Origin of the sequence: Lentibacillus saliphilus (assembly GCF_019093865.1) — a bacterium.
GTDB classification, from domain to species: domain Bacteria; phylum Bacillota; class Bacilli; order Bacillales; family Amphibacillaceae; genus Lentibacillus_B; species Lentibacillus_B saliphilus.
This window is the reverse complement of record NZ_JABJXD010000012.1, coordinates 1-12,641: the sequence shown is the minus strand read 5'-3', so window position 1 is coordinate 12,641 and position 12,641 is coordinate 1. Positions and strand designations below refer to the sequence as shown.

At 41.2% G+C, this 12,641-nt stretch carries 10 protein-coding genes, 1 riboswitch and 1 other annotated feature; of the genes, 3 read left to right on the top strand and 7 right to left on the bottom strand.

The features are described from left to right. Positions 1 to 29 precede the first annotated feature (29 nt). The 4 genes from HPC67_RS14175 to pckA all read right to left on the bottom strand — a co-directional run bounded on the left by HPC67_RS14175 (position 30) and on the right by pckA (position 4,422). Positions 30 to 836 (bottom strand): ABC transporter permease, encoded by an 807-nt coding sequence (locus HPC67_RS14175; protein WP_217589092.1) that lies wholly within the window; start codon positions 834 to 836, stop codon positions 30 to 32. Continuing rightward, positions 820 to 1,635 (bottom strand): ABC transporter ATP-binding protein, encoded by an 816-nt coding sequence (locus tag HPC67_RS14170; protein ID WP_217589090.1) that lies wholly within the window; start codon positions 1,633 to 1,635, stop codon positions 820 to 822. The genes HPC67_RS14175 and HPC67_RS14170 overlap by 17 nt, the downstream gene beginning before the upstream one ends. 12 nt (positions 1,636 to 1,647) lie before the next feature. Further along, positions 1,648 to 2,634, bottom strand: a complete 987-nt coding sequence (locus HPC67_RS14165; protein ID WP_217589083.1) for an ABC transporter substrate-binding protein — start codon at positions 2,632 to 2,634, stop codon at positions 1,648 to 1,650. Between the two features lie 201 nt (positions 2,635 to 2,835). Then, complete coding sequence (pckA, locus tag HPC67_RS14160) at positions 2,836 to 4,422, bottom strand: phosphoenolpyruvate carboxykinase (ATP) (RefSeq protein ID WP_217589081.1); 1,587 nt, start codon at positions 4,420 to 4,422, stop codon at positions 2,836 to 2,838. Positions 4,423 to 4,649: 227 nt separating this feature from the next. Then, positions 4,650 to 4,755, top strand: a riboswitch (SAM riboswitch). A gap of 104 nt (positions 4,756 to 4,859) precedes the next feature. Between pckA and metK the strand changes: the two genes are divergently transcribed. Further along, complete coding sequence (gene metK, locus HPC67_RS14155) at positions 4,860 to 6,059, top strand: methionine adenosyltransferase (protein ID WP_217589067.1); 1,200 nt, start codon at positions 4,860 to 4,862, stop codon at positions 6,057 to 6,059. Between the two features lie 73 nt (positions 6,060 to 6,132). On the opposite strand, the gene HPC67_RS14150 is transcribed toward metK, so the two are convergent. Then, complete coding sequence (locus tag HPC67_RS14150; RefSeq protein ID WP_217589065.1) at positions 6,133 to 6,648, bottom strand: gamma carbonic anhydrase; 516 nt, start codon at positions 6,646 to 6,648, stop codon at positions 6,133 to 6,135. A gap of 230 nt (positions 6,649 to 6,878) precedes the next feature. On the opposite strand from HPC67_RS14150, the gene HPC67_RS14145 reads away from it, so the two are divergent. Continuing rightward, positions 6,879 to 7,955 carry a tetraprenyl-beta-curcumene synthase family protein gene (locus HPC67_RS14145; RefSeq protein ID WP_343327851.1) on the top strand — a complete coding sequence of 359 codons (1,077 nt, stop codon included), beginning with the start codon at positions 6,879 to 6,881 and terminating at the stop codon, positions 7,953 to 7,955. A gap of 101 nt (positions 7,956 to 8,056) precedes the next feature. Here the strand turns inward: HPC67_RS14145 and mnmM are convergent, their stop codons facing one another. Further along, the gene (gene mnmM / locus HPC67_RS14140; protein WP_217589061.1) at positions 8,057 to 8,638 is read right to left on the bottom strand and encodes a tRNA 5-(aminomethyl)-2-thiouridylate-methyltransferase MnmM; all 582 of its coding nucleotides are present in this window, start codon (positions 8,636 to 8,638) and stop codon (positions 8,057 to 8,059) included. A 137-nt stretch (positions 8,639 to 8,775) separates the two neighbouring features. Beyond that, positions 8,776 to 8,988 (top strand) — a binding site (T-box leader). Positions 8,989 to 9,035: 47 nt separating this feature from the next. On the opposite strand from mnmM, the gene leuS reads away from it, so the two are divergent. After that, positions 9,036 to 11,450 carry a leucine--tRNA ligase gene (gene leuS / locus HPC67_RS14135; protein ID WP_217589059.1) on the top strand — a complete coding sequence of 805 codons (2,415 nt, stop codon included), beginning with the start codon at positions 9,036 to 9,038 and terminating at the stop codon, positions 11,448 to 11,450. A gap of 74 nt (positions 11,451 to 11,524) precedes the next feature. Here the strand turns inward: leuS and HPC67_RS14130 are convergent, their stop codons facing one another. Continuing rightward, on the bottom strand, positions 11,525 to 12,271 hold the full coding sequence (locus tag HPC67_RS14130; RefSeq protein WP_217589057.1) for a hypothetical protein: 747 nt from the start codon (positions 12,269 to 12,271) through the stop codon (positions 11,525 to 11,527). Positions 12,272 to 12,641 lie beyond the last annotated feature (370 nt).

Genomic DNA, 12,641 nt, shown 5'->3' with positions numbered 1-12,641 from the left:
TCTGGCACAATGTGTGACCAGACCTTTTTTTAACCTGTATGTTTGATGAGCCACCGCTCAATTTTTTCAACGACTTTATACATTAAGGCTGCTACAATGGCAATTAAAATCAAACTCGACATAACGAGTGTAAAATCAAACACTTGGAATCCATAAACAATGAGGTATCCAAGTCCTTCTTTTGAAACGAGGAATTCTCCAACGATAACCCCGACCCAAGCAAGACCTACATTGACTTTGAGTGTTGAAATCATAGCTGGCAGTGTCGCCGGGAAAACAGCTTCTCTAAAATACTGCCGCCTTGTCGCGCCAAAGCCTTGCAGAACCTTAATATAATTGGGATTCACTTCCTTGAAAGCCGAGTATATGACGATGGTTGTAATGACAACCGAAATAATGATCCCCATTGCAATGATTGAAGCATAGCCGGGACCAAGTGCAACGATTATGATCGGTCCAAGAGCAACTTTAGGCATCGCATTTAAGATGACAAGATAAGGGTCAAATATGCGTGATAACCGTGGAGATGCCCAGAGAATACTTGCGAAAGCAATACCAAGTATTGTCCCAATAATAAAACCAAGAACCGTCTCAAAAATTGTAATCTGTAAATGGGTTAAAATCGATCCGTCGATGACCTTACGTGTAATCAAATTAAACACCTTTGTAGGTGAGCTAAATATAAGTGGGTCAATCCAGTAAAGCCGGCTGCTTATTTCCCACACTGCAAAAAAGCCGATTAAAATAATAACTTGCCACGTTAATACGATTTTTTTATCGCGGTTAACGCGTATTTGATATTGTTCAAATAAAGCGTCATCAGTCCTTTGTTTCATTGTGGCTCTCAACCTCCTTTTGAGTGGAGGAAATGGTATCATCCTTGTTGAGTTCATTCCATACTTTTTCAAACAAGACATGGTATTTTGGGTGTCTTCTCACCCAAAAAGGCTCCTCGTTACGTAATTCAATCGGGACTTCAAAACATTTGGCAATTTTTCCGGGGTTGGCGTCCATAACGATGATGCGATCACTCATCGAAATGGCTTCACCAATGTCGTGCGTAACGAGTAAGGCTGTTTTATTGTATTCCTTCAATAGCTTTGACACGAGATTTTCGAGCTTTAATTTTGTTAAATAGTCTAATGCTGAAAATGGTTCATCAAGCAAGAGCACTTTCGGGTCTGTCATCAGTGTTCTGACGAGAGCGACTCTTTGCCGCATGCCACCTGATAAAGCATCGGGATACGTAGATGAGATATTTGTTAATCCAACCTCTTCAAGTAAATCTTCTGCTTTTTGTGTGGTGCTTACCGTTTTGGTCCCCATTATTTTCGGCCCCATACAGACGTTATCCATAATCGTTTTCCAAGGAAAGAGGTAATCTTGCTGTAGCATGTATCCAATTGCCATGGTTGATTTTAAAATGGGTGTTTTGTTGAGGAGAACAGAACCTTCTGTTTGAGAAATAATACCTGAAATAATGGATAGGATGGTTGATTTGCCACAGCCGCTTGGACCAAGCAATGCAACGAATTCCCCTTCATCAACTGAAAATGTAATGTCCTCAAGTGCTTTAGTGTAGGACTTTTCCGAGAAATAGTGATGTGAGACATGATCAAGGGTTAAAAAAGCCACCGAATTCCCTCCTTATTCGTTCATGATGTCTTTGGCAATGTCTGTGTTGACGAGGGTCTCATATGGTGTGTCTTCCGGTAGTTCACCCGCTTCATTCATAATATCCATAAGATTGTTCCATTCTTCTTCATCAAGAATCGGATCTGTTGCAAATGAACCTTGGTTTTTATAGCGCTCTACTGAAGAAGCAATCATATCTAAGTCGGTATCTTCAAAATATGGCTGAATCAGTTTAGCGATATCATCTGGACTGTTGTCATTCACCCATTGCTGCGCTTTGTAAATGGCCCGTGTAAATGCTTTGGCAGTGTCGCTATTTTTATCAAGAAAGCTCGCTTTTGCCATAAACACGGTGTAGGGCACCTTTCCAGACTCCTCTCCAAATGATGCAATGACGTGACCTTTTCCTTCTTTTTCGAAAACACTCGCCGTTGGTTCGAACAGTTGAACGTATTGTGCGTCACTTGATACGAAGGCACCTGGTATGTTTGCAAATTCAATGTTTTGTCTTAAATCAAGGTCTTGATGTGGATCGATTTGATGCTGCTTCAAGACATACTCACCGACCATTTGTGGCATTCCGCCCTTTCGTTGACCAAGAAATATGGTGTCTTTTAAGTCAGTCCAGGAAAAGTCAGGCTGCGGCTCTTTGCTGACGAGAAATGTTCCATCAGTTTGCGTGAGCTGTGCAAAGTTAACAGCATGGTCTTTTGGATTTTGGGCATACACATACATTGACGTTTCCGAGCCGACAAGGGCGACATCAGCTCCGTCTGAGAGCAAGGTGGTCATCGTTTTGTCACCGCCCCAAGTCGTTTGAAGTTCAACATCCAGTCCTTCCTCTTCAAAAAAACCTTTTTCCAAGGCGACATATTGTGGTGCATAAAAAACAGATCGTGTCACTTCGGCAACTTTAACGGATGATGTTTCGTTAGATTGGCAAGCTGCTAATAAGAGAAGAGCGATGCTTAGGAAAACAGCATATTTTATAGATTTCATGAGGTCATCCTATCCTTTCAATCTCAATTTGTTTGTCGGGATAGCTTATGTTTGCCAGGAAAAATGTGTGAATGCCTATAGATGAATTGGAAGAAGAGTGTTTGAGAGACGATTGCTACAAAAAAATCAAGCTGCCCTAAGACAGCTTGATTAATGGTACTAAACATATATAAAACCCTCTTGGGATGAGGTACAAAATGATTAAGGCCTGTAAAGGGGCCCTGCTTGAGCAATATGCGCATCAGCGTGTGTGAATTGCTCGAAATTCTCATGGAATTTCTGAGCAAGCTCTTTTGCTTGAGTGGTGTAGGCATCCTGGTCTGTCCACGTATCTTTCGGAATCAACACCTCATCAGGCACGCCAGGGACATGCATTGGGATGTCTAGACCAAAAATATCATCCTTTACGACTTCAACAGTATTCAACTCACCTTCAAGTGCAGCGTGTACCATTGCGCGTGTGTATGTGAGCTTCATTCGTTTACCAACACCATATGGTCCGCCAGTCCACCCGGTATTGATTAAGAAAACATTTGCATTATAGTGGTCAATTTTTTCCCCGAGCATTTTTGCATAAGTTGATGGTGCAAGTGGCAAAAATGGCGAACCGAAGCATGTAGAAAAAGTTGCCTCAGGCTCTGTAACACCACGTTCCGTTCCAGCTAATTTGCTTGTGTAGCCGCTAAGGAAATGGTACATCGCTTGGTCTTTTGTTAATTTACTAATAGGTGGTAATGTACCAGATGCATCAGCTGTTAGAAAAATAATCGTGTTTGGGTGGCCTGCAACACTAGGTGATACAAGGTTATCGATATTTTCTAGTGGATAAGCCGCTCTTGTATTTTCGGTTAAAGATGTATCATCATAATTCGGCAGTCGAGTTGCATCATCAAGCACAACGTTTTCTAAAACTGTTCCGAATCGAATAGCTTGATGAATTTGTGGTTCTTTTTCCGGTGATAAATTAATGCACTTTGCATAACAGCCACCCTCGATGTTAAAGACGCCATTTGAGCTCCAACCGTGTTCATCATCACCAATTAAACGGCGATGTGGATCAGCAGATAAAGTTGTTTTCCCCGTACCTGATAGTCCGAAAAACAAAGCAACATCACCTTCTTGCCCAACATTGGCTGAGCAATGCATTGGCATGACATCTTTTTGTGGAAGCAAATAATTCATGACGGAAAAAATGGATTTTTTAATTTCGCCAGCATATTCAGTTCCACCAATTAATACAATCTTTCGTTTAAACGATATCATAATAAATGTTTCAGAGTGTGTCCCGTCTACAACTGGATCGGCCTGAAACGTTGGTGCTGAAATAACGGTGAATTCCGATTGATGCTCGGCAAATTCTTGTTCAGATGGTACAATAAATAATTGTCGGGCAAATAAATTATGCCATGCATATTCATTAATAACTGTTATCGGTAGGCGATGTTTACTGTCCGCACCGGCAAAGCCCTTGAAGGAAAAGAGTTCATCTTGCTTTTGAAGATGATCGATCACTTTGTTGTAGAGCTGGTCGAATGCGACCTCATCGATTGGTTGATTGACAGGCCCCCAATTCACAAGATCGGCACTTAAGTCGTCTTTAACGATAAATTTGTCTTTAGGTGATCGACCTGTATATTTTCCAGTTGTTGCACGAACGGCCCCAGTTGCAGTTAATATACCTTCACGACGCTCAAGGATCTTTTCAACAAGATAAGGAACCGACGCATTTTCATAGAGATTGTGATGAGTCAGCAACTGTTCAAGCTTAAATGACTCTATTGTTTTCATGAATGATAACCTACCTTTTTGATAATGATAAAGTTAAGCTGTTGTCGTTCATTAGATGTGTATTTGTAAATTCTGCTATTAGTATAACACATTAATTTTATTAGTCCATACTAATGATCCAGTTTATACAAAAAAATTATATGTGTGCCCTTAATTTTCTATGACGTGCTATTTAAAAGAGTTGACAGCCTGACCCGCATTCGATAGCATATAGAACGAACGGATACCTCTTATTCAGAGTTGGTGGAGGGACTGCCCCTATGAAGCCCGGCAACCGTCACGTTTGTGAAAAGGTGCTAACTGGTGCAAGGATGATTCCTTGAACAATAAGAGTGAAAGGCAAAGTGACCCTTTCCTCATGATTGTGGAAAGGTTTTTTGTTTTATACAGACTGATGGAGGCGTTCCGTAATTTATATAGAAGGAGTGTTTAGCCATATGGCTAAAAATCGCCGTTTATTTACATCGGAATCCGTAACAGAAGGTCATCCAGATAAAATGTGTGATCAGATATCCGATGCGATTCTTGATGAAATTTTAAAAAATGACCCGAAAGCACGTGTCGCCTGTGAAACCGTAGTAACGACAGGACTTGTGCTCGTATCTGGTGAAATTACGACACAAACATATGTTGATATTCCAGCCCTTGTTAGACAAACAGTTAAGGAAATTGGATATACAAGAGCTAAATATGGCTTTGATGCTGACACATGTGCCGTTCTAACCGCAATTGATGAACAATCACCGGATATTGCTGGTGGCGTTGATCAAGCATTAGAGGTACGCCAAGGACAGTTGAGCGAAGAAGAAATTGCCTCGATTGGTGCAGGGGATCAAGGGTTAATGTTTGGTTATGCCTGTGATGAGACGGATGAATTGATGCCGATGCCAATTGCGCTTTCTCATCAATTGGCCAAGCGTCTGGCAGATGTTCGAAAGGATGGTACGCTTGACTACTTACGTCCAGATGGTAAAACACAGGTAACGGTAGAGTATGATGAAAACGATCAACCGGTTCATGTTGATACGATCGTCATTTCAACACAGCATCATGAAGAGGCAACTTTAGAGCAGATTCATGCAGATTTGCTTGAACACGTTATCAAGCCAGTCGTACCTGAACATCTCTTGAGTGAATCGACAAAATACTTTATCAATCCGACCGGCCGATTTGTGATTGGTGGACCACAAGGTGATGCTGGCTTAACAGGTCGAAAAATTATTGTTGATACATACGGTGGCTATGCCCGTCATGGTGGTGGGGCATTTAGTGGAAAGGACGCTACGAAGGTTGACCGTTCTGCTGCTTATGCTGCACGGCATGTTGCAAAAAATATTGTCGCTGCCGGACTCGCTAAGCGTTGTGAAGTTCAGCTCGCTTATGCAATTGGCGTCGCTGAGCCTGTATCAATTTCAGTTAATACGATGGATACCGGTGTTGTAGATGAAGCAACGCTCGTTAAAGCAATTCGTGAATTATTTGATTTAAGACCAGCTGGCATTATTCGCATGCTTGATTTAGAAAAGCCGATTTTTAGACAGACAGCCGCATACGGACATTTTGGTCGAACAGATGTTGAATTTACGTGGGAAAAAACCGATAAGGTAAAGGCTTTACAAGCATTGATTGCTAAATAAAAGGTAAAATGAACGACCAGAATTGCTCGGTAGCAAGTCTGGTCGTTTTTTAATGACATTTAAATTAAGGGATCTACAAATCTGTTTCTGTTCGGTAATACGTTGCCCGTGTCACATATGTTTGGCGAATGCGCTCCATTTCTGCATAATCCTTATCCGTAAGCTCTCTCACGACTTTAGCGGGGCGTCCTAATGCTAAAGTGCGTGGGGGGATTTTTTTCCCTGGGGGAACGAGACTCCCAGCCCCGATAAATGCATGCTCTCCAATTTCAGCACCATCAAGTATAATCGCGCCCATACCAATTAATGCATGATGTCGGATTGTGGCAGCATGAATGGTGACTTGATGCCCAACTGTGACATCATCCTCTATTGTTACTGGAAGGTTAGGACTTTGATGAATCATGCTTAAATCTTGTATGTTGACCCGCTTCCCGATACGCGTAGGCGCAACGTCTCCACGAATGACGGTTTGAAACCAAACACTGGACTGTTCGTCAATATGAACATCTCCAATGACGGTAGCATTTTTAGCAATAAACGCCGTGTCATGGATATGAGGTGAGCTATTTTCAAATGAGTGTATCATATGTAGCCTCCTGATATTAATGGTGATACATGTAGTATAACAAAAAGTATTGTGGAAACCTTGGCAGAAGGTGGGGAATAGATTTGATGTATAAAATTCCTTAAATGGATGATGGGGTTATCACATCAGATAGCATGTTACATAGGCTAGATGGTTTTGTGTTTTTAAGCTAGCCTAGTATACTAAATATGAACCATATAGACGTGTAGATGAAGAACGGAGGATCAGCGGTGTCACATCGTGTACCAAAGACGGCATTGACACTCATGTCAGCTGTATATAGAAGAATTTTACCGGAAGTAACTAAGGAGCTTGCTTTCTGGTCTAGGAAAGCAAAGGCCATTCCGAATGAGGAATTACGCATACAAGCAGTATCGAGTATTGAAACGAAGCGGTTCCATTGTCAAGGAGGCGCCGTTTTTGCATTGTTATCTGGACATAGGTGGCGGGAAGCAGTGCGATTTATCGTCGCCTACCAAACGATTAGTGATTACCTTGATAACTTATGTGACCGTAGCACGTCACTTGATCCAGATGATTTCCGTTTATTACATAGATCGATGCAGGATGCACTAGATCCAGATGCGTCACCACATCATTATTATGCTTTGCGTTTAGATCAGCATGATGGTGAATATTTAGCTGATCTCGTTCGGACGTGCCAAGCAACGTTGCGTCAGCTAGAGCGGTATTCTGTCATTCAGCCAAAGCTTCAATTTTTGGAAGGGCTCTATGAAGATTTGCAAGTTCATAAGCATGTTGCTGTTCCAGAGCGTGTGCCGAGATTAACAGACTGGCATCATCACCATGAAGATATCGCTAAAGGCTTAGAATGGTATGAATTTTCAGCTTCAGCCGGTTCTACATTGGGGATTTTTTGCTTAGTATCTTATGCCTTACGTGGTACGATAACGTCTGAACAGAGCGACGTCATTACGAATTCCTATTTTCCGTATGTGCAAGGGTTACATATTTTGTTGGATTATTATATAGATCAAACAGAGGATGTGGAAGAGGGGGATTTGAACTTTTGCAGCCATTACAAAGATCAAGCTCATTTACAAGAACGGCTTGGTTTTTTCGCAGAGCAGTCTATTGCAGCTGTACAAGCGATGCCTGAGCGTCTATTTCATGAGATGGTCTCGCAAGGGCTTGTCGGATTGTATTTTGCTGATGAAAAAGTGAAAACTCTACCAAATGGCGTCGACATGACGAAATTGTTATTACGAAAAAGTGGTCCTCGAGCACGATTCTTCCATTGGAATGCTCAACTCATTTATTGGTGGAGCAAACGCAAATTTTCCTAATACATAAATGTACAAAACACACCTACGAAGCGAAGCGCTTTTCCTTGCGCCTTATCTAAGGTGTGTTTTGTACTAATTAGGATGAATGTGTTTGGTGCATATTAGTCGTTATGATGGGCTTTTTTGTGTAGTGCAAGAATGAATGGTGGATTGTTTTTCTGGTTAACGAAACCATAGTACAGGACGTTACACATTTTTTGATCGATGGACCGGACATATTTCATAATGTGGTCTCTTTCTGTATCTCCGCCTTCATGCCCATGATAAACGACGAGAATGATAACCCCATCTGTTTTTAAATGCTCGAGCATACCTTCCAGTGCTAGAATGGTCGACTCACCTTGTGTAATAATGGACTTATCACTTCCAGGTAAATAGCCGAGGTTAAAAATAGCACCTCCAATGTGGTTGAGTTGATCAACGGGGATGTGATGAATAAAATTGGCATGGCTGTCTTTAATAATGGTGGCATTCGTTAATTTATCGTCGGCTAATCTTTTTCTTGTGTTTTCAATCGCTTGGTCTTGGATGTCGAATCCATATACATGGCCAGAAGTACCGACAGTCTTACATAAAAATGCAGTATCATGCCCGTTGCCACACGTTGCATCAATTGCTGTGTCACCATCTTGAAGGCTATCTGCTAAGAGTGTATGAGCATATTGTAAAATTCCTTTAATCATGTTAAGCACACTTTCTTTCATTTAAATTATGATCTATCATTATAGTAGCATGCCAAATGTCATGAGGGAAGATATTCACTCTAGGTAGCTGCACCTTGACAACACCATGTCTTTCTATTATAGTAAGCGATACATATGTAAAAACGTTGCAAAGGACTAGTAATAATGGCTTTAGGTCAAGAGAGGCAGTGGTTGGTGAAAACTGTCCCTAAAGTGTTATGAACTCGCCTTGAAGTTGTAGATATGAACTGAAGTAGTATCTACCGTTATCCGCGTTAAGGATCTGAGCGAGCGTCATTAAGGCGCTAATGTGGGTGGTACCGCGGGAATTACAGCTTCTCGTCCCTTTTTTAGGGATGAGGGGCTTTTTTTAATTTTATAGAGGAGGTTGGATATAATGGCATTTAATCATCGAGAAATCGAAAAGAAATGGCAAACGTATTGGCAAGATAATAAGACATTTAAAACAAATGTACATTCTGACAAGGAGCCGTTTTACGCCTTGGATATGTTTCCTTATCCATCAGGGTCAGGCTTACACGTCGGACATCCAGAAGGGTATACTGCAACAGATATTTTATCCAGAGTAAAACGGATGCAAGGCTATGAGGTGCTACACCCGATGGGATGGGATGCGTTTGGTCTGCCTGCAGAACAGTATGCCATTGATACCGGAAATAGCCCAGCTGAGTTTACGAATAAAAATATCGCTACATTTAAAAGGCAAATTCAGGAGCTCGGTTTTTCCTATGATTGGGACCGAGAAATTAGTACGACACATCCAGAATACTACAAATGGACGCAGTGGATTTTTACAAAGCTATATGAAAAAGGTCTCGCTTATATGGATGAGGTGGCGGTAAACTGGTGCCCAGCACTTGGCACAGTGCTTGCAAATGAAGAAGTAATTGATGGTAAAAGTGAACGGGGGGGCCATCCTGTTATTCGGAAGCCAATGAAGCAGTGGATGCTTAAAATTACGGCGTATGCGGACAGATTGCTGGACGATTTGGAAGAAGTTGATTGGCCAGAAAGCATTAAAGATATGCAACGTAATTGGATAGGTCGTTCAGAAGGTGCAGAAGTCACATTCACAATCGACGGTCATGAAAAGACATTTACGGTGTTTACAACGAGACCTGACACATTGTTTGGCGCTACGTATGCAGTCCTTGCACCAGAGCATCCATTAGTTAATCATATAACGACGGCTGAACAGACTGATGCTGTTCAAACGTATTTGAAAGCCGTTCAAACGAAGTCAGATCTTGAACGGACTGAGTTATCGAAAGAAAAAACAGGTGTCTTTACAGGTGCTTACGCCATTAACCCGGCAAACAATGAAAAAATGCCAATATGGATTGCCGATTATGTACTCATGTCTTATGGTAGTGGTGCCATCATGGCTGTACCAGCTCATGATGAACGCGACCATGAATTTGCCAAGGCGTTTGACCTACCAATAAAAGAAGTCGTTTCTGGCGGTAATGTGACAGAAGCCGCATATACGGAAGATGGCATGCTCGTTAATTCTGAGTTCTTAAATGGTTTGAATAAAGAGCAAGCCATAGAAAAAATGATCGAATGGCTCGAGGCAAATGATAAAGGAACGAAAAAGGTGTCCTATCGTTTGCGTGATTGGTTGTTCTCTAGACAACGATACTGGGGAGAGCCAATCCCAATTATCCACTGGGAAGATGGTACGATGACAACTGTACCAGAGGAAGAATTGCCGTTGACGTTGCCAGTAATGACTGAAATCAAACCATCTGGTACAGGTGAATCACCACTTGCTAATAGTGATTGGATTTATGTTACAGATCCTGAGACAGGTATGAAAGGGCGACGCGAAACAAACACAATGCCACAATGGGCAGGTAGCTGCTGGTATTACTTGCGGTTTATTGATGCACGTAATCCTGATATGCTCGCTGATCCTGAGCTTTTGAAAAAGTGGCTGCCGACTGATATTTACATTGGTGGTGCCGAACATGCCGTTCTTCACTTGCTTTATGCAAGATTCTGGCATAAATTCCTCTATGATATCGGTGTTGTCCCTACGAAAGAACCATTTATGAAGCTCTTTAACCAAGGGATGATTCTTGGAGAGAACAACGAAAAAATGAGTAAATCAAAAGGAAATGTCGTGAACCCAGATGACATTATTGATTCTCATGGTGCTGATACGTTGCGGTTGTATGAAATGTTTATGGGACCACTTGATGCTGACGTATCGTGGTCAACGAATGGTTTAGACGGATCAAGACGTTTCTTGGATCGGATATGGCGCCTATTCATTAATGAAGATGGATCACTCTCAGACAAAATTGTTGACACCATTGAAGCATCACCAATGGAAAAGGTCTACCATGAAACCGTCAAGAAAGTGACGACAGATTTTGAAAATCTCCATTTCAATACGGGGATCTCTCAGTTAATGGTATTTGTTAATGAAGGTTATAAAGCTGAACAACTGGATAAATCCCATGTTGAAGGCTTTGTGAAAATGCTGTCTCCAATTGCACCACATCTTGCGGAAGAGCTCTGGACGCGTCTTGGCCATGAAGGAACGATTAGCTATGAAGCTTGGCCAGCATATGATGAAGCAAAACTCGTAGAAGATGAAGTTGAAATAGTTATCCAAGTTATGGGTAAAGTTCGCGCAAAAATGAATGTACCAGCAGACAGTTCAAAAGAAGAGCTTGAAAAAATGGCATTCGCTAATGAAACAATTCAAGAATGGTTGACTGATAAAACGGTTCGTAAAGTGATTGCAGTACCTGGTAAGCTTGTTAATATTGTTGCTAATTAAGAAGTGTAAAGAGAAGAGGGCAAACACGGTTAAATGCGTGTTTGCCCTCTTAGTATGTGTTATGCTTTCCACCCTTAGCTCTTTTCCCATTGTGTATGAACGTTAATCCACTGATTCTCCTTACGTTCCCATAAGGTACGAATATTCCCGAGCACTGTTCCAGTTTTCGTTGTTTTGATCGGTATGATGCTTTCTAAGACATGGTCATCCTGGTTTCCAAGGACGATGATATTGTATGCTATGTTGTCGTCAACCCATAGTGGTACCTTATCCTTTTCCTCGTTCTTTATATCAAATAAAATCGTGTTAAGTTGTTCTTTATAATTAGACAGGTCTACTTTAATTGCGTTTTCTGTTGGTGAAGTTTGAATCAGCGCTTCGTATTGTTTGGTGATAGAAGCGTTTAAATAGTCAAGTTGAGGAAGAGATATGCGCGACATTTTTCCGTCTTTAAAACGATGAAGATGATGGGTCATCTGGTAATGGTCGTCTTCAGTTAATTGAGCCTTAAAATATATGTGTGGCGCCATTGTCCCTTTCAAGTGCACAATTTTAATTGTAGGTTCGTAACCACCTCCATATCGAATGGACCACTGCTCTTCATTGTTGATAATGTCGACCCATAAGTCTTGGTAGTATCGCGAATCGTCCGAAAGTGGCATTCCTTTCAAGGTGAGATGTTCATCTTCATTATTTCCTGTGAGATCTACTTTTTCTGTATCAAGTTTAACTTCCGTCGTTTCAGTTGATGCGGAAAGTGTAATCAGAGGACTAAGGAATAATAATATAGTTGATACCGTAACGCAAAACAACTTAAGCAAACAAACCGCCTCCTTCCAGTCTAATAATAGGATGTATTAATGTGTTTTAGGTTATACGTCGCTATCGAATCAATTATAATGTGCCTTTTGAAATTGATTTCATTTTATTACCATATAAAAGTCGTGAAAAATGTATTGCTTTTTGAGAGGTGCCGTTATACAATAGTCAACGCTGATTAAAACAAATAGTTTTCCAGCTTTTTGTTACACCATCGAAAGGAAATATACGGTGTTGACAGATGTGATGTGAAATGTTAAGATGTAAAAGTTGCGCTAAAGAACGCGTAGCTTAAAATAAACTCTTAAAAAAGTTGTTGACAGTATTGTTGTCACATGGTATATTTAAGAGGTCGCTTTTACAAGAAGCGCA

Bases quoted from the DNA above. Each gene is read 5' to 3' on its own strand.
- mnmM (WP_217589061.1), bottom strand. From the start codon at position 8,638: ATGATTAAAGGAATTTTACAATATGCTCATACACTCTTAGCAGATAGC.
- metK (WP_217589067.1), top strand. From the start codon at position 4,860: ATGGCTAAAAATCGCCGTTTATTTACATCGGAATCCGTAACAGAAGGT.
- leuS (WP_217589059.1), top strand. From the start codon at position 9,036: ATGGCATTTAATCATCGAGAAATCGAAAAGAAATGGCAAACGTATTGG.
- HPC67_RS14175 (WP_217589092.1), bottom strand. From the start codon at position 836: ATGAAACAAAGGACTGATGACGCTTTATTTGAACAATATCAAATACGC.
- HPC67_RS14165 (WP_217589083.1), bottom strand. From the start codon at position 2,634: ATGAAATCTATAAAATATGCTGTTTTCCTAAGCATCGCTCTTCTCTTA.
- pckA (WP_217589081.1), bottom strand. From the start codon at position 4,422: ATGAAAACAATAGAGTCATTTAAGCTTGAACAGTTGCTGACTCATCAC.
- HPC67_RS14150 (WP_217589065.1), bottom strand. From the start codon at position 6,648: ATGATACACTCATTTGAAAATAGCTCACCTCATATCCATGACACGGCG.